The sequence below is a fragment of the Brevibacterium salitolerans genome, assembly GCF_039531405.1.
GTDB classification, from domain to species: Bacteria; Actinomycetota; Actinomycetes; order Actinomycetales; family Brevibacteriaceae; genus Brevibacterium; species Brevibacterium salitolerans.
Map to the genome: position 1 here is coordinate 100,053 of NZ_BAAAPZ010000017.1, position 21,083 is coordinate 121,135.

Below are 21,083 nucleotides of genomic sequence, written 5' to 3' on the forward strand. Positions count from 1 at the left end.
CCGGGTCCGTGCCAGCGCGTAGCCTGGTGCCATGATGAGCGACACCTCCTATGACATGCCCGGCCTGCACATCCGCGAGATCACCGTCGACGTCAACCTGGACGCAGCCGCTCCGGAGCGCGGCACGATCGAGGTCTTCGCGCGCGTCGCCACGGCCTTCGGCGGCGAGGACCGGCCCTACGCGGTCTACCTCCAGGGCGGGCCCGGTGTCGAGGCCCCGCGACCCTCGCTCTCCCCGGACAGCCCCGTCTGGCTGCCCCGCGTGCTCGAGGACTACCAGCTCATCCTCCTCGATCAGCGCGGCACCGGCCGCTCCACGCCCATCGGCATGGACACCCGGCTGCCCGCGTCCTTCACGCGGCACCCGGCGTCCGCCTCCGCCGGACCCGAGGCGCCCGCGGCGACTGCCGGCCCTCCCGCCACCCTGCGCGAGGCCGGCGCAGAGGCGGCCGCCGAATACCTCACGCACTTCCGCGCGGACGGCATCGTCCGTGACGCGGAGGCGATCAGGGAGCACCTGGGGGCGGAGACGCTCACGCCCATCGGCCAGTCGTTCGGCGGCTTCACGACCCTGCACTACCTCAGCACGCACCCCGGATCGCTCGCAGGTGCGATCTTCACCGGCGGGCTGCCTCCCGTCGACCGCAGCCCGGAGGAGATCTACGCGACCACCTGGGACATCATGCGGGCGAAGACGCTCGCCTACTACCGGCGCTTCCCCGGGGACCGTGACCGGGTGGAGGCGCTCTGCGAACTCGCCGCCGACGGCCGCATCGTCCTCCCCCACGGCGACGTCGTCTCCCCGGCCCGTCTGCGCACGGTCGGCCACCTGCTGGGAGCGACGGGAGGTGCGGAGCAGCTCCACTGGCTGCTGGGCCTCGACCCGCAGAGCGCGGCGTTCCGCCACGACCTCGCCTCCGCCCTGCCCTTCGCCGGCCGCAACCCGCTCTACGCCGTCGTCCACGAGTCCTCGATGTCGAACGGGTACGCCACCCGCTGGGCGGCCGACCGCTCGATGCCCCGCGACTTCCGCGACGATCCCACCCTGCTGGGCGGCGAGCACATCCATCGCGGGCTCTTCGACGAGGACGCGGAGCTGCGCGAGTGGAAGGACATCGCGGAGCGCATCGCAGAGCACGAGTGGCCGTCGCTCTACGACCCCGAGGCCCTGCGCCGCGCCGAGGTCCCCGCGGCCGCGGCCGTCTACTTCCGTGACGCCTACGTGCCGACGGAGGACTCGCTGCGGACCGCGGCGCTGCTCCCGCGGATGACGCCGTGGGTGACGAGCTCCTGGGAGCACAACGGGATCCGCGCCTCCGGCACCGAGGTGATCTCCCACCTCATCGAGCTGGTGCAGGGCCGCCGTTCGGCCTGAGGCCGCACACCACGCCGGCGTCCGGCGGAAGGGCGCCGGCAGAGGGGCGGACGCGCAAGCCGGCACGCACTGCAGGGCAGCGGCCGAGGACACCTGTCGTCTTACAGATCGTGACGGTGCGCGTCGGAATGTGTTCTCCATGCCCCTCACCACGGCCCCACGGTCCGTAGCTTGTGTGGCATGACACAGAGCACGCTCACTTCCGCCCAGACGCCGGGCACCCCGCAGGGGTCCGCGCCCGCCGCATCCGCCACCGCTCCCACTGCATCCCGCTCCCCCTGGTCCGGACACCCGGAGGCGGAGGAGACCCGCCGCTGGACCGAGGTCGCAGAGACGGTCGCGGCCCAGCTGGCGGAGGACGTCCTCACCCGCGATGCCGCCGGCGGCGATCCCTTCGACTCTGTGCGCCTGCTCAAGGACTCCGGCCTCACCCGCCTCCTCGCACCCGCCGAGTACGGCGGCCACGGCGGGCACTGGTCCACGGCTTTCCGCGTGGTGCGGATCCTCGCCCGCACGGACGCCTCGCTCGCCCAGGTGCTCGCCTACCACTACAACAACGAGGAGAGCATCGTCTTCTCCGGTGATCCGGAGGTGCGGGAGACGTGGTACCGCCGCTCCACCGCCGGTGCCTGGGTCTGGGGCGACGCGGTCAACCCGGTGGACCCGGACCTCACCCTCACGGACACGGGCGCAGGCCTGGTGCTCAGCGGAACCAAGCGCTTCTGCACCGGCTCCGGCGTGGGTGACGCCCTGCTCGTCCTCGCCCGGATCTCCGGCGGCCCCCGCGACGGCCGCCTGCACCACGTGGTCCTGGAGCACGACCGCGCAGGAGTGGAGCACCACGACGACTGGGACCTCCTCGGTCAGCGACAGTCCTCCTCCGGCTCCGTGACCTTCCATGACGTGACCGTCTCACCGGAGGACGAGCTGGGTGGGGTGGACGATCCGTTCTCCACCCTGGTCACCCCGGCGATCCAGCTCTCGTTCGTCAACCTCTACGTGGGCATCGCAGAAGGCGCCCTGGCCCGCGGCCGCGAGATCACGAACGCCCGGAAGAACGCCTGGTTCCGCTCCGAGGCAGACCTCTACCGGCACGATCCGTTCGTCCTGCGTCTCTACGGCGAACTCACCTCCCAGACCGCGGCCGCAGCCGCTCTGGCGGACCAGGTCGCCCAGGAGTTCGAGGAGGTGATCGGCCAGGGCAATGCCGTGACCCGGGAGGCGCGCGGCGAGCTCGCCGTGCGCATCGCACAGGCGAAGGTGGTCTCCGACGCCGCAGGACTGGCCGCTGCGCATCAGGTGTACGAGGCGACCGGCTCGAGCTCCACGCGCGCAGGCGTGGGCCTGGATCTCTTCTGGCGCAACATCCGCACCCACTCCCTCCACGACCCGGTCGACTACAAGAAGCACGAGGTGGGCGACCGGTTCCTCAACGGCACGCTCCCGCCGGTCTCGCTCTACACCTGAGCCGCTCCGGCCGCCCCCAGGCAGCACCCGCTGCCTCCGGTCAGCACCTGCAGCACCTGCGCGGCGTCCCGGCCAGCGCCACCGTCCAGCCACACTCGCACACGGAGAATCCATGACCACCACAGCCCCTCCCGCAGCACCCGGCACCGCACCGGGCACGGCCTCCGCCGGGACCGCCTCCCGCGCCGCTTCCTCCCCCACCACCGCAGATCTCCTCGACCGTTTCTCCGAGCTCTTCGCGCGGATCCGGGCCGGGGCCGCGGAACGGGACAGGACGCGCACCCTCCCACGGGCGGAGATCACGGCCCTGGCCGAGGCCGGATTCGGCAGACTGCGGCTGCCCGTGGAGCACGGCGGGCTGGGCGCGGACCTCCCGCAGACCTTCGCAGTGCTCACGGAACTGGCCGCGGCGGACTCCAACCTCGCACAGATCTGGCGCGGACACCTCGCGTTCGTCGAGGACGTGCTGACCGCGCGCTCGCCGGAGTTCCGCGCCCGCTGGCTGCCGCGCCTGGCGAGCGGTGCAGTGGTGGGCAACGCCTGGACGGAACCGGGAGAAGGCGCACGCGGCATCGCCTCGACCACCGTGAGCGCCGCGGAGAGCGGCGGCGCCCGGGTCAACGGCACCAAGTTCTACACCACCGGCTCCATCTTCGCCGACTACGCCGACACCACCGTCACCGCCCCGGACGGCACCCAGAGCATCGCACTCGTCCCCCTCCGGCAGGGCGGGGTGACGCTCACGGACGACTGGGACGGGTTCGGCCAGCGCACCACGGGCACGGGGACCGCGGTCTTCGCGGACGCGGAGGTGCCCGCCGAGGACGTCTACCCCTTCGCGGAGCGCTTCACCTACCAGACCGCGCTCTATCAGGTGGTGCTGCTGGCCGCACAGGCCGGGATCGCCCGCGCCGCCCTCCGGGACGCCTCGGCACTGGTCCGCGACCGCACCCGCTCGTACTCCCACGGCAATGCCGAGCGCGCGGCGGAGGATCCGCAGCTGCTCGAGGTGGTGGGACACCTCGCCGCCGCAGCACAGACGGCCGAGGTGCTCACGGCCGACGCGGCGCAGGCCCTGCAGCGGATCCACGAGGCGGAGAACGGCGATCCCACGGTGCGGGACCGGCTCGGCGAGGCCGCGGAACTCGCCTCTGCGCGTGCGCAGGTGGTGGTCTCCCAGCTGGTCCCGGCCGCGGCCACCCGGCTCTTCGACGCACTGGGCGCCTCAGCGGTGCGCGAAGGAGCGGCGCTCGACCGCCACTGGCGCAATGCCCGCACCGTCGCCAGCCACAACCCGTGGGTCTACAAGGCGCGGATCGCCGGCGAGCACGCCGTCCACGGACATGTGCGCACGGACACCACCTGGAGCGTTGGGGTGGCTTCCCGCTGAGCGGGGTGGAGTGCGCCGAGCGCAGTGGCCTGCGCCGGGTGCCGAGCCGGGGCTCAGTCGTGCAGCAGCCCGGCCGCGAACTCCGCGGCCTCGGCCCGGGTGAAGGTCCGGCCGGCCAGTGTGAGGGCCGTGGCCTCCGGGTCGGCGAACTTGGCGGCCACGGGTTCGATCCGCGCGTCGCGCATCATCGCATCGAGGTCGCGGGTGATGCCGCCGCCGCGCACCGCGATCTCCTCGAAGTGGGAGCGGACGCGGCGCACGGTGACGGTGAGGCCCGAGGCCGTGGTGGGGCCCGTGCGCGCTCCGGCGTCCCGGCTCGCGGCCCCGGCGTCCGCCCCCGGCCCGGTCTCGGCCGGAGCGGCACCCTCCGGTGCGGCGAGGATCGTGAGCGTCTCGGTGCCGTAGGCCCCGAGCGGCACTGCCGCCTTGGCATCCTGGAGCACCACTTCGAGCCCGATCCGCAGCCCCGCGAGGACCGCGAACGTCCGCGCCGGGTCCGGAACCGCATGCTCGACGACGAGCGCCGTGGCACCGTCCGCCCCCAGCACGCGGAGGACTCCGCCGAGCTTGGCCGTCCGGTCCAGCGCCTCCGCCCGGGTGATGTCCTCCGGGACCGAGAGCGCCTCCACCAGTCGCGGATCCGTCACCGGCCGGCCGTGCAGGGTGGGTGTCCGGGCCGGAGGCGCCGTGAGCACGACGTCATCGGCACCTCCCAGCGCGATCCGCCGGTCGAGGAGGTCGAAGGTGGGGTCGATCGTCTCCGTCACGGCTCAGTCCACGCTCGCCATGACTTCGACCACGCGGTCGATGAACGCGTCCACCTGGTCCTCGTCGTACGCCTGCTCGCCCTTGCGCGTGCGGAAGAGGACGCGGCGGACCTCGTCGACGCTCATGGGCTGTCCCTGGGTGAAATAGGCGTTGATCCGGTCGCACAGCGCATCGACCTCGGTCACGTCGTAGCCGACGGTGCCCTTCTCCGCCCGGTTGAACCGTTCCCCCGGCTCCCGCACGAGGCGCCCGCGCAGCGAACCGGCCGCACGGGTGAGCTCGTTCACCCACGCCTGCTCGCCGGACTGGGCGACCATGCGATCGCGCGCCTGCTTAGCGAAGGCGTCCTCCAGACGATCCAGCGCCGCGTCGACCACGCCCACGTGATAGCCCTTCCGCACGAGGTCGAAGCCCACGGTCCGGACCGCACGGGCGTCCAGGTCGCCGGGCTGGGGCGTCTCCCTGCTGTACGACTCACGCGCCCGCTTGAAGAAGCTGTCGACCTGGGCGGGGTCATAGCCGGACTTCCAACCCGTCATCCGGGGGAAATTCGTGTCCATTCCTCTCCTCACTCCGTCTCTGCGACGGACGTCGCCAGCTGTCCGCAGGCTCCGTCGATGTCCTTGCCGCGGGTGTCGCGGATGGTGGTGGGCACCCCGGCGTCCCGGAGCACCCGCACGAATTCTCCCGCCACTTCCGGCTCCGACGCCGTCCACACGGAGCCGGGAGTGGGATTGAGCGGGATGGGATTCACGTGCACCCAGCCCCTGCCGCGCGCGTTGAGCTTCTTGGCCAGCAGCGCCGCACGCCAGGCGTGGTCATTCATGTCCTTGATGAGGGCGTACTCGATGCTCACCCGGCGCCCGGTCCGCTCGAAGTAGGCGTACGCGGCATCGATCGCCTCGTCCGCGTTCCAGCGCGTGTTCACCGGGATCATCTCGTTGCGGAGACCGTCGTCCGGGGCGTGCAGCGAGAGCGCGAAGGTGACGGGGATGTCCTCCATCGCGAGCTTGTTGATGCCGGGGACCAGCCCCACCGTGGAGATCGTGATGCGCCGCGCAGACATGCCCAGGCCCGCCGGCTGCGGCTCCGTGAAGCGGCGGACGGCGTTCATCACGCGCTTGTAGTTGGCCAGCGGCTCGCCCATGCCCATGAAGACGATGTTGGTGACCCGTTCGGCTCCCACGGGTGCCGGCGCCGGACCCGCGACCGCCGAGGCGTCTGCCGGCGACGCATCGGCCTCTCCGGACTCGTCGCCCACCTCCGCCGCGACCTCGCCCAGCATGTTCTCGTCCGTGCCCGCCGTGGGTGCGAGCTCACCGGCGGCGATCACCTGGTTGGCGCGCACGACCTGCTCGACGATCTCCGCGGCGGACATGTTGCGCGTGAGGCCCTGCTGGCCGGTGGCGCAGAACGGGCAGTTCATGCCGCAGCCGCACTGCGAGGACACGCACAGCGTGATGCGGTTGCGGTACCGCATGAGGACGGACTCCACGAGGGAACCGTCGAACAGGCGCCACAGGAACTTGATGGTGTCGCCGTTGCCGGTGCGCAGGCGGTGCACCTCCGTGAGCAGCGGCGGGAAGAAGCGCTCCACCAGCTCTCCGCGACGGTCCTTGGGCAGATCCGTCATCCGCTCCGGGTCCGTGGTGCAGTGCACGAAGTAGTGGGTGGAGAGCTGCTTGGCCCTGAAGCCCGGCAGCCCCATCTCCTTGACCGCGGCGACGCGCTCGTCCATGGACATGTCCGCCAGATGCTGCGGCGGCTGGCTCACCCGGGGGCCGCGGAAGTCCAGCAGCGGCCGGCCCCCGCGGGTGGGAGTGCGTGAGGTGGACCCGTCTTCGTGCTCGACGACGGGGCGGACCTGCTTCCGTGAGGAGGTCCGCTGGGGTGCCGTGGTTGCGCTCTTCTCTGCCATACTGCACCCGATTATCGCACGCGCCGGCCTGAAAGGGCTCTCAGCCCGCCGCCGGGAGGAAGCCCGGGAGGAAGATGAAGAGAATGAGCGCCACCGGCGCGGTGGGCAGGATCGAGTCCAGGCGGTCCATGACGCCGCCGTGGCCGGGCAGCAGGGTCCCCATGTCCTTGAGCCCCAGATCGCGCTTGATCATGGATTCGGAGAAGTCCCCCAGCGTCGCGAACGCGGGGATCACCACGCCCAGCACCACGCCCGTCCAGAGCGGTGCCTCGAACGCCCAGTGGGCCATTCCCATGCCGACCGCGGTCGCCATCAGGACCGAACCGGCGAAGCCCTCCCAGGACTTCTTGGGCGAGATCGAGGGGGCGATCGGGTGCTTGCCCAGCGCCGTCCCCGCGAAGTACCCGCCGATGTCGCTGGCGACGACGAGAGCGAGGAAGCAGATGACGAGGAGATTGCCCTTGTCGAAGCTGAGCAGGTGCACCACGAAGCTCACCATCAGCCCCACGTAGGTGAGGGCGAAGAGGCTCAGACACACGTCCCTGACGGCGTTCCCGCGCCGGTGCAGGTCCTCGAGCAGGGTGAAGAGGAGGACCGCTCCGGCCCCGGCGGCGAACGCCACCCACAGCGCCTCCTGTCCGCCCAGGGCGGTGGCGACCACCATGCAGCCCGCGGCGACGATGGTGGAGACGGTGGAGACCCGGGCGCCGGACTGCTTGAGCGCGTTCGAGAGCTCCCACATCGCCAGGCACACGCCCAGCAGCGCGATCGCGACGAAGGAGACCGGGAGGAACACGAGGGAGGCGAGCACGCCGCCGCCCAGCAGTGCGCCCACTGCGACCGCCACGGGCAGATTGCGCCCGGCCCGGCCGTAGTCCTTCTCCGCCGGGGCGGAGTCCGCTCCGGGGGCGGCATCCGCCAGTGGCGCCTCCCTGTCCTCGGCTGCGGCGTCCCCCGAGGCAGTGTCCGCGTCCGAGGAGGCATCCTCCTGCGAGGGTGCGGACTCCTGCTGAGGAACGGAGGCGGGCGCCCCCGGCACCGGCGGAGCCTGCGGAGGCAGGGGCGGCACGCGCTCCCCGTCCGGAGCTGCCGCGTCCGCCGGGGACGTGTCCGGCTGCGCCGCAGAAGGGTGCGCCTCGGGCGGCCCTGCCGTGGATGCGTCCGCCTCCCCCGCGAGTGCGGCCTGCGCGCGGCGCAGGACCTCCTCCGGGGTGAGCGGTCCCTCGCCGGCGGCCTTCGCCTCCTCCTCCACCTGCCGCAGCAGGCGACGGGTGGGGAGGGGTGCGGAGGTCGCCGGCGAGGGCGATGCGGTGTCAGTCACGTGCGCCTCAGACCTCGAGCAGCTCCGCTTCCTTGGCCACGAGGAGCTTGTCGACGGCCTCGACCTTGGACTTGGTGATCTCGTCGAGCTCCTTGATCCCGCGGTCCACCTCGTCCTCGCCGGTCTCGCCGTCCTTCGCGAGCTTCTCCAGCGTGTCCTTCGCCTTGCGGCGGATGTTGCGGATGGAGACCTTGCCGTCCTCGGCCTTGGTCTTGACGATCTTCACGTACTCCTTGCGGCGCTCCTCCGTGAGCTGCGGGAGCACCACGCGGATGATGTTGCCGTCGTTCGCCGGGTTGGCGCCCACGTCGGAATCGCGCAGTGCGCGCTCGATGTCGCCGAGGGCGGCACGGTCGTAGGGTGTGATGAGGATGGTGCGGGCCTCCGGCACCTGGAAGGACGCGAGCTGCTGCAGCGGCGTCGGCGCGCCGTAGTACTCGACCTCGATGCTGGAGAACAGGGCCGGGTTGGCACGGCCGGTGCGGATGTTGCCGAACTCCTCCTGCGCGACCTCGATGGCCCGGTCCATCTTCTGGCGCGCCTCTGCGAGCGTCTCCTGAATCACTGTGTCCTCGTCTCTGTGGTCGTGGCGTCTATCCCGGCCATTCTATTGCGTGCGGCACACCGCGCAGGGAACGGGTGCGACCGGCGGCACCCGCCGAGCGCCGGTGAGCTCGACGGGTCCGGCAGGCGGCGGTCGCGGTCAGGCGGTGACGATCGTGCCGATCTGCTCGCCCGCGATGGCGCGCGCGAGGTTGTCCTCCCCCTCCATGCCGAACACGCGCATGCGCTGCCCGTTGTCCATGCAGAGCGAGAAGGCGGTCGCGTCGACGACCTTGAGCCCGCGCACCAGCGCCTCCTGATAGGTGATCGAGTCGAGCTTGACCGCGTCCGGGTTCGTCCGCGGATCGTCGGAGTAGACGCCGTCCACGCCGTTCTTCGCGATGAGCACCTCATCCGCATGGATCTCCAGGGCGCGCTGCGCGGCGACGGTGTCCGTGGAGAAGTAGGGCATGCCCGCTCCGGCGCCGAAGATCACGACACGGTCCTTCTCCATGTGGCGGATGGCGCGGCGCGGGATGTACGTCTCCGCCACCTGAGACATGGGGATCGCGGTCTGGACGCGCGTGTCCACACCCGCCTGCTCGAGGAAGTCCTGGAGGGCGAGACAGTTCATCACGGTGCCGAGCATGCCCATGTAGTCGGCACGGGTGCGGTCCATCCCGCGGGAGGAGAGCTCCGCACCGCGGAAGAAGTTCCCGCCGCCCACCACGATGCTCACCTCGACCCGGCTCACGACGCTGGCGATCTGTTTGGCCACCCCGGAGACGACGTCCGGGTTGACCCCCACGGAACCTCCGCCGAACACCTCACCGGAGAGCTTGAGGAGCACGCGACGGCGCTCGGTGCGCAGCGGTGCGCCGGGCATGCGGGGGGCGTGTGCGGTGTTCTCGGACATGTCTGCGATCTCCTGGCGTGCGTGAAGCGGAAGCGGACCGCCGCTGATTCTACCCATTCGCGGCAGGCCTTCCGAGCGGAGAGGCCGGTCGCACGACACACGTGGCGAAGCGCACGCCCGGGAGGCCGCCCGCGGGCCGGGCACCACGGCACCGTGCGGCCGCACCCCTGGCGGCCTCCCCGGTGATCCCTCCACCCGCACACCGCCTCCGGCGCGCAGACGCGCCCGAGGCGGCCTCCCCGGGTGAGGGAGACCGCCTCGGGTGCGATCAGCTCGGACTGTGCGCAGAGGGCCGCGGCACGCGACTCCTGCGTTCAGACGAGCGCAGCGGATCCGACGGGCGGATCAGGCGCCCACGCGGAAGCGCAGGAAGCCGGTCGCCTTGACTCCGCCCTCTTCCAGGACGGAGGCCACGGACTTCTTGGGCTCCTTGGCGAAGCCCTGCTCCAGGAGGCAGTTGTCCTTGAAGAAGCCGTTGACGCGGCCCTCGATGATCTTGGGCAGCGCCTGCTCCGGCTTGTTCTCGTTGCGGGCGGTCTCCTCGGCGATCTGGCGCTCCTTCTCCACGAGCTCCGCGGGGACCTCGTCGCGGGAGAAGTACTGGGGCGCCATCGCGGCGATGTGCACGGCCACGTCGTGGGCGACCGTCTCGTTGTCGCCCTCGAACGCGAGCAGCACACCCACCTGCGGGGGCAGATCCTTGTTGGTGCGGTGCAGGTAGGACTCGACCTTCTGGCCCTCGATGCGGCCGACGCGCTTGAGCTCGACCTTCTCGCCCAGTGCGGCACCGCCCTCGGTGATGATCTGCGAGACCGGCTTGCCGTCGACCTCCGCGCTCAGCAGGGACTCGGCGTCGGCCGCACCGTTCTGGACGGCCAGGTCGAGGACCTGGTTCGCGAGCTCGATGAACTTGTCCGACTTCGCCACGAAGTCCGTCTCCGAGTTGAACTCGATGATCGTGCCGACCCCGCCGTCCACGTGGGTGGCCACGAGTCCGTCGGAGGTGGAGCGGCCCTCGCGCTTGGTGGCGCCCTTGAGGCCCTTCACACGGAGGATCTCGGTCGCCTTCGCCTGGTCGCCGTCGGCCTCGTCGAGGGCCTTCTTGACGTCGAGCATGCCGGCGCCGGTCTTCTCGCGGAGCTCCTTGATGTCAGCTGCGGTGTAGTTGGCCATGCGCTCTCCTTCAGTAGGGAGGTGTGGGGCCCGGCCGTCCCCCGATCGGGGGACGGCCGGAAGGGGACGGATCAGGCTTCGGTGGCGGCCTCGGCAGGCGCCTCGGCGGACTCCGCGGCGGGGGCCTCGGCACCCTCGCTCTTGCCCTCGAGGAGCTCGCGCTCCCACTCCGGCAGGGGCTCGACGGCGGAGACGTTCTTCTCCCCGCCCTCGTCGACGCCGTGGCGGACGATGAGGCCCTCGGCCACCGCGTCGGCGACCACGCGGGTCAGGAGGTTGACCGAGCGGATCGAGTCGTCGTTGCCCGGGACCGGGTAGGTGACCTCGTCCGGATCGCAGTTGGTGTCGAGAATCGCGATGACCGGAATGCCCAGCTTGCGCGCCTCGTCGACCGCCAGGTGCTCCTTCTTGGTGTCCACGATCCACACGGCGGAGGGCGTCCGCTGCATGTCGCGGATGCCGCCGAGGGTGCGGTCGAGCTTCTCGAGCTCACGGCGGAGGAGCAGGAGCTCCTTCTTCGTGTACATCGAACCCGCGACATCGTCGAAGTCGATCTGCTCGAGCTCCTTGAGGCGCGAGAGACGACCGGAGATGGTCTGGAAGTTCGTGAGCATGCCGCCCAGCCAGCGCTGATTGACGTAGGGCTGACCCACGCGCTTGGCCTGCTCGGCGATGGACTCCTGGGCCTGCTTCTTGGTGCCCACGAAGAGGATCGAACCGCCGTGTGCGACGGTCTCCTTGACGAACTCGTAGGCGGAGTCGATGTAGCCCAGCGTCTGCTGGAGATCGATGATGTAGATGCCGTTGCGCTCGGTGAAGATGAAGCGCTTCATCTTGGGGTTCCAACGACGGGTCTGGTGTCCGAAGTGGACGCCGCTGTCGAGCAGCTGGCGCATTGTGACGACGGCCATGCCGACGCCTCCTTCCGTGCGCTCCGCGGGCAGCGGGCGCAGCTGTCAGGCTGACACCTGGATGGTCGCAGTGCGCGCGTGCCCCTGTGGAAGGATTCGGGCGAGATGCCGTCACCCATCCGGGCCTGCGCACACGCACGGGCCCGGCGGGCCGTCAGCGGTTGCGGTTCATGCCTGGCACCCGCGGACCTCACCGGCGAACACTCGGGTTCGCACCGTCGGCCTGGTCCTGGTGGAGCGGATGCGCGAAGTCAGCACCGATCCGCCCTCGGTCCGCCTCACGAGGTGAGAGGTCCTGGCATGGACACAGTGCCGCTGGGAGCAGTCTAGTGCGCTTCACCGGCCGCCACAAACGCGCCCGGAAGGCCCGACCACGACGCGCACCGCAGCTGTGGAGTTCGGGGCCGCCCGTGCGTGCCCCACGGTGTGGACGATGCGCTCCCCGTCCACAGATCCGCAGCGGGGCTGGCCCCGATGCCCTGTCCGCGGTGAGGTGACGGCATGAGCATACTCACCAGTCTCCGCAGCGCGCTCGCCCTCCTCTCCTCCTGCACGCTCGTCCTCCTCCTCAGCACCCCGCTGGGCTCCCCGCCTGCCACAGCCGCGGTCGCGGCGTCGACCGCTGAGCAGGCGGATGCGGCGCTCACGAGTGCTGTGCAGGCAGGCGCTGTGCAGGTGAGTGCCGCGCAGGTACGTGCAGGCACTCTGCGGACCAGCACGGGCACCGGCGCGGAATCCCCCGCACATCCCACCACGTGGCTGTCCCCGGTCCCCGGACTCCGTGTGGTGCGGGGCTTCGACCCGCCTGCTCAGAACTGGCTGAGCGGCCATCGCGGAGTGGACGTCGCGGCCCTCGTCGGAGAGGAGGTGCGTGCCCCGGCCGCCGGCACCGTGCGGTTCGCAGGCACGGTGGCGGGCAAGCCCGTGCTGAGCATCGAGGCCTCCGGCTGGGTGATGAGCATGGAGAACGTCGACGCCTCTGTCGACGCGGGCGACGCGGTGCACCCGGGACAGCCCGTGGGGACGGTCGCCGATCCCCCTCACTGCCCGGACGGCTGCGTGCACGTGGGCGTCCGGAGGTCCGGGGAGAACGACCGCTACCTGGACCCGCTCGCGTTCTTCGGCGGTGACGATGCCGTCCTCCTGCCGTCCGCGGACGCACCGGAGGAGCTCCCTGCGCTGCCGCCGGACGCACAGCGCAGCGGCGCCGGCCCGTGGGGCGGCCACCGGAACGGGCGGATCCCCCAGGTCGCGATGTGTCCGCTGAGCGCGGCACCCGGGCAGGTGCTGCGCTGCGACGCCGCTCGCGCGTTCGATGCGCTCAGCTCCGCGTTCGCCGCCCGCTTCGGCGCGCCCGTGTCCGTGACGGATGCCTACCGCACCTACGAGACGCAGGTGGTCCTCAAACGACGCAAGGGGCGGATGGCGGCCACGCCGGGGACGTCGAACCACGGCTGGGGACTCGCTGTGGATCTGGGCAGCGGGATCAACCGCTTCGGCACAGAGCAGCACACCTGGATGCGGCAGAACGCTCCGCGCTTTGGCTGGATCCACCCCGCCTGGGCACGGCAGGACGGTTCGCTGCCGGAAGCCTGGCACTGGGAGTACTCGGGCGCGGCGCTCTGATGCGACGCTCTGACTCCCCGGGCTCTGCCGGAGTGAAGAGCCTCACACCCGCGGAAGAGCCCTTCGCACGTCCTCCGCCGATCGTTCGAACCGGGCCCCGCTCATGCCCGGGGATGAGCGCGGCCGTACACCTCTGCCAGTCTGCCCATGGAGACGTGCGTGTAGATCTGCGTGGAGCTCAGCGCCGCGTGCCCCAGATACTCCTGCACCTGCCGGATGTCCGCACCGTTCTCCACCATGTGGGTGGCGGCGGAGTGACGCATGCCGTGCGGGGAGAGCTCCGGAGATCCCGGGACGGCCGCGGTCGCCCGGTGCACCACCCGCCGCACCTGCCGGACATCCATCCGGCCGCCGCGCACACCGAGGAACAGCGCATCAGCAGAGGAGGCCGTGACGAAGACGGGGCGTCCGTGCTCCGTCCACGCGGCGAGCGCCTTCTCCGCCGGCAGACCGAACGGCACGCGGCGCACCTTGCCGCCCTTCCCCCGCACCGTGATCAGACGTGCCGTGCCGTCGACATCCGCACGGTCGATGCCGACGAGTTCGGAGACACGGACGCCGGTCGCGTAGAGCAGCTCCACGATCGCCGCGTCCCTGAGGGCCTCCGCACGCGCGCGGAGGGCGGCGGGCTCCCCTGCCCCGGGTTCCCGGCACGCCGGTCCGTGCTGTGCGCACGCTCGAGCCGTCCGGTCCCCGGTCAGTGCCGTCTGTTCCCCTGCAGGAACGGCGGGCTCCCCTGCCAGCGCGGTCCGGTCCTCGGCAGGTGCCGTGGGAGCCGCGAGGCGGTCCGGCGCCGTGCGGTCCGGCGCCGTGTGGTCCGGCCGTGTGCGGCCCGTGCTGCCTGCGGCCTCGGCCGCTGTGCTGAGCACTGCGTCCGCCTGGTCCTGCTGGAGCACCCGGGGAAGGCGACGCGGCTTCTTGGGCGAGCGCAGACGGAGCGCGGGGTCGGCCGGGATGCGGCCCGTGCGGTGACAGAACGCGAAGAACCGGCGGACGGCCGCCGTGCGACGAGCCACTGTCGCCGGCGATGCGCCGCCGCGTGTGAGTCCGAGGACCCATTCGCGCAGGTTGCCGGACTCCACCTCCCCCAGCGGCAGACCGTCCTCCTCGCCGCCGGCAGCGGCCTCCAGCCCAGCGAGCAGGGAGACCACGTCCCCTCGATACGCGCGCCGGGTGTGCGGGGACGCCCCCTTCTCCACCCGCAGGTGCGTGTCGAACGCCTCGAGCGCGTCGAGGTACTCGGCGGTGCGCAGCTGGACGGCCATGGCACCAGGATAGGCGTCTGCGCACCCGTGAGCCGGCATCGTGGGCCCTTCCACGGGCGCAGTGCCCGTGACAGGGTGGAGGCACCGCCGGCGCCGCAGACGGACCGGGGCACGCCTCGCGCAGAACGGAACCCGTCATGAGCACTCCTCCTCCCTCCACCCTGCGTGAGCCGCACTCCTCCCGCGTTCCGGCCTCCCGCCAGGCCTTCGTCGCGGTGGGGCTGCTCGTCGTCGTCACGGCGATCGCCGTCCTCGGCTCACTCGCGACGGTGCCGAACGTCCGCGGCTGGTATGCTGAGGCGGAGAAGGTCGCCTGGAATCCGCCCGGGTGGGTCTTCGGCCCGGCGTGGTCGCTTCTGTACCTGATGATCGCCCTGGCCGGCTTCCTCCTCTGGCGCGCAGGCCGCACGCGTGCGCTGCCGCCGGATCACGGACTGCGCACCGCCTACGTCGCACAGCTCGCGCTCAACGTGCTCTGGACACCGGTGTTCTTCGCCGGCTACCCGCTGATCGGCGCCACGGCGTGGTGGATCGCGATGGGCGTGCTCCTCGCGCTCATCATCAGCGTGGCAGTGCTGATTCCCCTCGCCGCGCGGCGGTCGAGGACGAGCGCCGCCCTGCTCGCCCCGTACCTGCTGTGGCTCCTGTTCGCAGCGACGCTCAACGCGGGGATCATCGCGCTCAACTGATGCCGCCCGTCTGCGCGGGTGCCGCCACGACTGCCGGACATACGTCTCTCGGACATGTTGTGGCTGAGCGGAATCCTGCCTACCGTGGGGACATGGCCACCTCCAGAACGGACCGGGGATGACACGCAGCTCCCTGCCCGGCGTGCTCGCGGTCACGCTCACCGCCGTCCTCTGGGGCACCACCGGCACGGCTGCGACCTTCGCCCCGGAGGCCGGCCCCTTGGCCATCGGTGCCGCAGCGCTGGGGATCGGCGGGATCCTCCAGGCCGCGATCGCCGTTCCGGAGCTCCGGCGCAGCCGGGACGCCCTGCGCCCGCGCAGAGGACTCGTCCTGGTGGGCGCACTCGCGGTCTTCGCGTACCCCCTGGCCTTCTACAGCTCGATGCACCTCGCCGGCGTGGCGATCGGCTCCGTGGTCTCCCTCGCCTCGGCGCCGCTGGCCTCCGGCGCGCTCGAGAGGCTCGTGGAGGGGAAGGTGCTGAGCCGGTGGTGGCTGCTCGCGGCCGGCCTCGGCATCACCGGCGGCCTCCTGCTGTGCGTCTCCGCATTCGACGAGCCGACGGGAGATCCGTGGGCCACGCTGTCCGGCACGGCGCTGGGGCTCGTCGCAGGGGCCTCCTACGCCCTCTACTCCTGGGTGACGCACCGGCTCATGTCCACCGGCGTCAGCCGCGCCGCGGCGATGGGGGCGGTGTTCGGCCTCGGCGGCACGCTCCTCCTCCCCGTCCTCCTGCTCACCGGCGCCCCGCTGCTCGTCTCCGCCCCCGCGGCCCTCACGGCCGGATACATGGCGCTGGTGCCGATGTTCCTGGGCTACCTCCTGTTCGGCTACGGGCTCACGCGCATCTCGGCGAGTGCGGCCACCACGATCACGCTCGTCGAACCCGCGGTGGCGGCCGTGCTCGCGGTGCTCATCGTGGGCGAACGCCTCAGCATCGCCGGCTGGGCCGGGCTCGCCGTCGTCTCCGCAGCGCTCCTCGTCCTCGCACTCGCTCCCGCGCACTCCCGGTCCGCCGCGCACTCCCGGTCCTCCACGCGCTCGAGGTCTTCCGCTCAGCCGCAGTCCCCCGGAGATCCGCAGTCCCCCGCTCAGCCGGAAGATCTCAGCCCGTCCGCTTCGCCCAGCCGTGGGCGGACTTCCCCGCCCGGCCGCGCAGCTCCAGGGAGGCGAGCGCGGACATCGCCTGGGACAGGCTGAGGCCCGCTCGCGCCGCAACCGTGGGCACGTCCACACCGCGTCGCCCCGGCAGCGCGGAGAACACCCTCAGCTCCGCCTCCCCGAACTCGTCCGTGAGCCGGAGCTCCGCCTGCTCCTCCTGTGCGATCGCCTCCCCGAGGCTGCCAGCCAGTGCGAGCACGTCCTCGGCGCTCGTCACGAGCACGGCCGCGCCCTCCTGGAGCAGGCGGTGGCAGCCCGCGGACTGATCGGAGAGGACGGGCCCCGGCACCGCGCCCACCGGCCGCAGCAGCTCGGCGGCCCGGTGCGCCGTGTTGAGCGCTCCCGAACGGTGCCCGGCAGCGGTGACGACCGTCGCCCTCGAGGATGCCGCGATCAGTCGGTTGCGCAGCAGGAAGCGGTGCCGCATCGCCGTCTGTCCCGGCGCGGTCTCGGACACCAGCGCGCCCCTGACGGCGATCTCCGTGAGCAGCGCCGCGTTGCCACGCGGATAGAGGTTGTCCACGCCTCCGGCCATGAAGGCCACCGTGGCGCCCTGCGCGCCCAGCGCGGTCCGGTGCACGGCCGCGTCCACTCCATAGGCGCCTCCGGAGACGAGGGTGCGGCCCGCCGCGGCGAGATCCCAGCAGAGCCGACGGGTGAGCGTGAGGCCGTAGGAGTCCGCGGCCCGGGCGCCCACGACCGCCACGGCACCGCGCAGCGCCTCCGCCAGGCACAGTGGTCCGCGCACCCAGAGCGCCATGGGCGCCTGAGCGCCGAGGTCGTCCAGGACCGCCGGCCATTCCTCCTCGCCCGGCAGCACCAGCCTGCCGCCCAGACGCGCCATCACCCGCAGGTCACGGGCACCGTCGAGGGAATCGCCGCGCACTTCCCAGCGCTCCAGCGCGGCCAGGGTGCGCCGCCGCAGCCCCGCCCGTTCCTCGCTGCCACCGCCCCCGGCCTCCGCCACGGCCTCGACCGCGCGCCGTCTGTCGGCGGCCGCGCGGCTCAGCGCGAGCACCCGCGCCTCCTCGAAGCCCACCGACCGGACGAGGGCCGCCAGCACCTCGTCGCCGGGTTCGGCCAGACGCACCACGTCTGCGGCCGCGACCCGCTCCGCATCCGTCGTCATCGCTCTCACCCCTCCTGGCTGCGCATGAGCAGCGCCGCCCCCAGCTCGTCCGCCCCGGGGCGCGCCGATCCCTGCAGATCCGCGATGGTGGTGGCGACGCGCACCACCCTGTCGAACCCGCGCATCGACAGCGCGCCGGTCTCGAGCGCCCGGTCGAGCATGCGCGTCTCCTGCGCCGTGAAGGCGAAGGCCTTCCGCAGCCACGCGCCCGGAGCACGCGCGTTGGTGCTCCAGGACTCCTCCGCGTACCTCTCGGCCTGCACCTGCCGCGCTTGCAGGACGCGCGCCCGGACCTCCGCGGAGGACTCGCGCGGCACCGGCGCGTGCACGTCCGCGGGAGTGACCGGGAGCATCTCCATCCGGAGGTCGACCCGGTCCAGCAGGGGCCCGGAGAGCCTGCCGCGGTATCTGCGCCGGTCCATCGGGGAGCACCTGCAGTCCGGACCCTGCCCCGTGCCCACGCCGCAGGGGCAGGGATTGGCCGCGAGCACGAGCTGGAACTGCGCCGGCAGCGTCACCGAGCCCCAGGAGCGCGAGATCCGGCACCAGCCGGACTCGAGGGGCTCCCGCAGCGCCTCGAGCACGTCCCGGCTGAATTCCGGGGCCTCGTCCATGAACAGCACGCCGCGGTGGGCCCGGGAGAAGACGCCCACGGCATCCGGGCGGGAGCTGCCCAGCATCGCCGCGGCCGTCGTCCGGTGGTGCGGGGTCTCGAACGGCGGCGTCATGGAGCCTGCGTCCGGGGTGCCGAGCGTGCCCGCGAGCGAACGCAGCGCCATCACCTCCACCGCTTCCTCGGCGTCCAGCGGCGGCAGGATCCCGGGCAGACAGCCGGCCAGCAGCGTCTTCCCCGCGCCCGGCGTCCCGGCCAGCAGCACGTTGTGTCCGCCGGCCGCGGCCACCTCGAGCGCGAACCGGGCGTCGTCCTGCCCCTGCACCTCCGCGAGATCGTGGACGTGCGGCCTGGGAGCCTGCGTGCTCTCACGGGGCCGCACCACCTCCACCGGCTGCGGGCGGATCCCGGAGGCGCCCAGCCCCACGGCGGCATCCGCGAGGCTGGCGACCGGGAGGATCCGCGCGCCCGGCACCTGACGCGCCTCCTGCGCGCATCCCGCCGGCACGACGAACTCACGGAAGCCCGCACGCACCCCGGAGACCACCGTGGGCAGGACGCCGGGCAGCGGCAGCACGCGCCCGTCCAGCCCCAGCTCACCGCAGAACACGATGCCGCGGGTGCGCGCGGGATCCACCACGCCCTCCACACCCAGGATGGCGAGGGCGATGGCCAGGTCGAAGCCCGTGCCGACCTTGCGGACGCTGCCCGGCGACAGCGACACCGTGTAGCGCAGCGTCTGGATGGTCACGCCCATGTTGTGCAGGGCGGCCCGGATGCGCTTGCGCGACTCGCTCACCGCCGCGTCCGGAAGACCCACGATGTCGATGCCGGGGATGCCGGCGTTCGCGCTGGCCTCGACCACCACCGGCGTCCCGTCGAGACCGAACAGTGCGAGCGCCTCCGTCCGGCCGATCCTGAGGGTTCTGCCCGGCTGCGCCTGCACCTCTGCGGCGCTCACGACAGGCTCCGCACGTGGGTGAGCTCCGGCACCTCGTCCGGCGGCCAGACGATGCCGATGACGTCGATGCGGAACCGCGGGATCCACTGCACCTGCGCAGCCAGCCACGCACCGGCCAGGGCGCGCAGGGTCCGTCGCTTGCGCACGCCTATGCTCTCGAGCGGATGCCCTGCTCTCGCACTCGAGCGGGTGCGGACCTCCACGAACACCACCGTGGGGCCCTCCGGGTCCTCCGCGACGATGTCGATCTCCCCGTGTGCGCACCGCCAGTTGCGGGCGAGCACCTGCCACCCGCAGGCCTCGAGGTGGTCCGCGGCGAGGTCCTCGCCTCTTCTTCCCAATGACTGTCTGGACATGCGGCCATCACAGCCGTTCTCCTCCGTCGGCGGAACACACTGCGAGACACTGTGGACAGCGCTGCCGTGTCCACAGGACGAGCGTGCGCACGCCGCAGTGCGCCGGCAGTGGGAGTGTGCCCTCAACTGGACCCGTCGCGTCCGCTGCCCCGGGCATCGCGGAGAGCCCGTGGATCCGCGCCGGCATGGGGCCGGTCATGACACCGCCGCCGCAGCTGAGCGGCGGCGTCGTCGCCCACGCTCGTGCCGCGGCCGTCATCTGCGTCCCTCGGGCGCACGGGCATGCACAGCGGGCGGACGCACCGCTGGATCAGTTGCGGAGCGCAGGGATCAGCGCCGCAGCTCAGATGTCAGCGCCGCAGCGCGGTGGGAGGCTCGAGGTCCGATTTGGCCAGCTCCTCGATGTTCACGTCCTTGAACGTGAGGACGTGCACGTTGGTGACGAAGCGGGCGGAGCGGAACGTGTCCCACACCCATGCGTCCTTGAGGGTGAGCTCGAAGTAGACGTCCGTGCCCGCCTCGTGCGCTTTGAGGTCCACGGCGTTCGCCAGGTAGAACCTGCGGTCGGTCTCGACCACGTAGGTGAAGAGACCCACCACATCGCGGTACTCCCGGTAGAGCGCCAGCTCCTGATCCGCTTCGTAGTTCTCTAGGTCATCAGCACTCATGCGGTCATCCTAGTTCCTGCGCTCGCACGCGTCCGCGCGCCGCCCCTGGCCCGCACCGCGGCCCGTCGTCAGACGCCCAGGTTCCACGAGGTGCGGTGGTGCGGCGTCACGCCCAGTGCCCGGATCGCCTCGCGGTGCTGCTGCGAACCGTAGCCGGCGTTCCCGGCCCAGCCGTAGCCCGGGAACTCCGCGTCGAGGTCACGCATGCGCGCATCGCGGTCCGTCTTCGCCAGGATGCTGGCCCCGGCGATGGTCGCGATCCTGCCGTCGCCCTTGACGAAGGTGCGCACGGGAGGCACCTCGACGTCCGCCGCCTCGGCGAAGACCGCTGCGGCGTCGAGGGTCAGCGGCGCGGAGAGCCAGTCGTGGCTGCCGTCGAGCAGCACCAGGTCCGCGGGACCGTGGACCGCGAGAGCGGCAAGGGCACGCCTCCCGGCGAGGTTCAGAGCCATCGTGATGCCCACGCGGTCGATCTCCGCAGCCGAGGCGTATGCCACCGCGTGCTGCGGCCGCCAGAGCGCGACCGCCTCGGCGAGCGGGCCTCGGCGTCCGGGCGAGACCTGCTTGGAATCACGGAGACCGGCGGGGATGCCCGCGACCTCCGCCGCGAGGAGCTCCTCAGGCGGCACCCGGATGCCTTCGTCCCGCCCGCTCAGGGCAGAGCCCACGGCATAGCGCACCGCTCCCACGCCCACCGGACCGGCCAGTGATCCCCGGCCCACCTCGTCCATGCCGACGAGTGCCCGCACTCCCTCCGCCGCGCACTCCGCCTCCGTCTCCAGCGTGCGGATGCCCGCCGCGGATCGGATCGCCGCCGCGCCTGGCTTCGCCACTG

General features: G+C 72.0%; 20 protein-coding genes. 6 read left to right on the forward strand and 14 right to left on the reverse strand.

The window, feature by feature from the left end; genetic code table 11:
• Positions 1–34: 34 nt before the first annotated feature.
• The 3 genes from ABD240_RS13660 (at position 35) to ABD240_RS13670 (ending at position 4,232) form a co-directional block, all read left to right on the forward strand.
• The gene (locus tag ABD240_RS13660; RefSeq protein ID WP_425547041.1) at positions 35–1,375 is read left to right on the forward strand and encodes an alpha/beta fold hydrolase; all 1,341 of its coding nucleotides are present in this window, start codon (positions 35–37) and stop codon (positions 1,373–1,375) included.
• A 180-nt stretch (positions 1,376–1,555) separates the two neighbouring features.
• Positions 1,556–2,842 (forward strand): acyl-CoA dehydrogenase family protein, encoded by a 1,287-nt coding sequence (locus tag ABD240_RS13665; protein ID WP_291795951.1) that lies wholly within the window; start codon positions 1,556–1,558, stop codon positions 2,840–2,842.
• A 112-nt stretch (positions 2,843–2,954) separates the two neighbouring features.
• On the forward strand, positions 2,955–4,232 hold the full coding sequence (locus ABD240_RS13670) for an acyl-CoA dehydrogenase family protein (RefSeq protein ID WP_344337819.1): 1,278 nt from the start codon (positions 2,955–2,957) through the stop codon (positions 4,230–4,232).
• A 53-nt stretch (positions 4,233–4,285) separates the two neighbouring features.
• On the opposite strand, the gene ABD240_RS13675 is transcribed toward ABD240_RS13670, so the two are convergent.
• From ABD240_RS13675 to rpsB, 8 genes are all read right to left on the reverse strand, one after another.
• The gene (locus ABD240_RS13675) at positions 4,286–4,999 is read right to left on the reverse strand and encodes a hypothetical protein (protein WP_344337821.1); all 714 of its coding nucleotides are present in this window, start codon (positions 4,997–4,999) and stop codon (positions 4,286–4,288) included.
• A gap of 3 nt (positions 5,000–5,002) precedes the next feature.
• A complete protein-coding gene (locus ABD240_RS13680; protein ID WP_291792400.1) occupies positions 5,003–5,560 on the reverse strand; it encodes a DivIVA domain-containing protein in 558 nt (185 codons plus the stop codon).
• An 8-nt stretch (positions 5,561–5,568) separates the two neighbouring features.
• A complete protein-coding gene (gene rlmN / locus ABD240_RS13685; protein ID WP_291792397.1) occupies positions 5,569–6,918 on the reverse strand; it encodes a 23S rRNA (adenine(2503)-C(2))-methyltransferase RlmN in 1,350 nt (449 codons plus the stop codon).
• A 40-nt stretch (positions 6,919–6,958) separates the two neighbouring features.
• Positions 6,959–8,239 (reverse strand): phosphatidate cytidylyltransferase, encoded by a 1,281-nt coding sequence (locus ABD240_RS13690; protein WP_344337824.1) that lies wholly within the window; start codon positions 8,237–8,239, stop codon positions 6,959–6,961.
• 7 nt (positions 8,240–8,246) lie between these two features.
• Positions 8,247–8,804 (reverse strand): ribosome recycling factor, encoded by a 558-nt coding sequence (frr, locus tag ABD240_RS13695; RefSeq protein ID WP_291792392.1) that lies wholly within the window; start codon positions 8,802–8,804, stop codon positions 8,247–8,249.
• A 138-nt stretch (positions 8,805–8,942) separates the two neighbouring features.
• A complete protein-coding gene (gene pyrH / locus ABD240_RS13700) occupies positions 8,943–9,698 on the reverse strand; it encodes a UMP kinase (RefSeq protein WP_291792388.1) in 756 nt (251 codons plus the stop codon).
• 345 nt (positions 9,699–10,043) lie between these two features.
• On the reverse strand, positions 10,044–10,871 hold the full coding sequence (gene tsf, locus ABD240_RS13705; RefSeq protein ID WP_291792385.1) for a translation elongation factor Ts: 828 nt from the start codon (positions 10,869–10,871) through the stop codon (positions 10,044–10,046).
• A gap of 71 nt (positions 10,872–10,942) precedes the next feature.
• Entirely contained in the window at positions 10,943–11,782 is an 840-nt protein-coding gene (rpsB, locus tag ABD240_RS13710; protein WP_291792382.1) for a 30S ribosomal protein S2, read from the reverse strand.
• A gap of 501 nt (positions 11,783–12,283) precedes the next feature.
• Between rpsB and ABD240_RS13715 the strand changes: the two genes are divergently transcribed.
• On the forward strand, positions 12,284–13,408 hold the full coding sequence (locus ABD240_RS13715; RefSeq protein ID WP_291792379.1) for a D-alanyl-D-alanine carboxypeptidase family protein: 1,125 nt from the start codon (positions 12,284–12,286) through the stop codon (positions 13,406–13,408).
• Between the two features lie 101 nt (positions 13,409–13,509).
• Here the strand turns inward: ABD240_RS13715 and ABD240_RS13720 are convergent, their stop codons facing one another.
• A complete protein-coding gene (locus ABD240_RS13720; RefSeq protein ID WP_344337830.1) occupies positions 13,510–14,673 on the reverse strand; it encodes a tyrosine recombinase XerC in 1,164 nt (387 codons plus the stop codon).
• 137 nt (positions 14,674–14,810) lie between these two features.
• Here ABD240_RS13720 and ABD240_RS13725 point away from each other — a divergent pair, with 137 nt between their 5' ends.
• On the forward strand, positions 14,811–15,362 hold the full coding sequence (locus ABD240_RS13725) for a TspO/MBR family protein (RefSeq protein ID WP_344337832.1): 552 nt from the start codon (positions 14,811–14,813) through the stop codon (positions 15,360–15,362).
• A 118-nt stretch (positions 15,363–15,480) separates the two neighbouring features.
• Positions 15,481–16,560 carry a DMT family transporter gene (locus ABD240_RS13730; protein ID WP_344337834.1) on the forward strand — a complete coding sequence of 360 codons (1,080 nt, stop codon included), beginning with the start codon at positions 15,481–15,483 and terminating at the stop codon, positions 16,558–16,560.
• On the opposite strand, the gene dprA is transcribed toward ABD240_RS13730, so the two are convergent.
• The 5 genes from dprA to ABD240_RS13755 all read right to left on the reverse strand — a co-directional run bounded on the left by dprA (position 16,466) and on the right by ABD240_RS13755 (position 21,081).
• The gene (dprA, locus tag ABD240_RS13735) at positions 16,466–17,650 is read right to left on the reverse strand and encodes a DNA-processing protein DprA (RefSeq protein WP_344337836.1); all 1,185 of its coding nucleotides are present in this window, start codon (positions 17,648–17,650) and stop codon (positions 16,466–16,468) included. The two genes, ABD240_RS13730 and dprA, sit on opposite strands and share 95 nt — an antisense overlap.
• A 5-nt stretch (positions 17,651–17,655) precedes the next feature.
• Positions 17,656–19,224: a YifB family Mg chelatase-like AAA ATPase gene (locus tag ABD240_RS13740; protein ID WP_344337838.1), complete on the reverse strand. Its 1,569-nt coding sequence runs from the start codon at positions 19,222–19,224 to the stop codon at positions 17,656–17,658.
• Positions 19,221–19,580 carry a YraN family protein gene (locus ABD240_RS13745; protein WP_291792365.1) on the reverse strand — a complete coding sequence of 120 codons (360 nt, stop codon included), beginning with the start codon at positions 19,578–19,580 and terminating at the stop codon, positions 19,221–19,223. The genes ABD240_RS13740 and ABD240_RS13745 overlap by 4 nt, the downstream gene beginning before the upstream one ends.
• 350 nt (positions 19,581–19,930) lie before the next feature.
• A complete protein-coding gene (locus tag ABD240_RS13750) occupies positions 19,931–20,248 on the reverse strand; it encodes a DUF2469 domain-containing protein (RefSeq protein WP_291792362.1) in 318 nt (105 codons plus the stop codon).
• 68 nt (positions 20,249–20,316) lie between these two features.
• Complete coding sequence (locus ABD240_RS13755; RefSeq protein ID WP_344337841.1) at positions 20,317–21,081, reverse strand: ribonuclease HII; 765 nt, start codon at positions 21,079–21,081, stop codon at positions 20,317–20,319.
• Positions 21,082–21,083 lie beyond the last annotated feature (2 nt).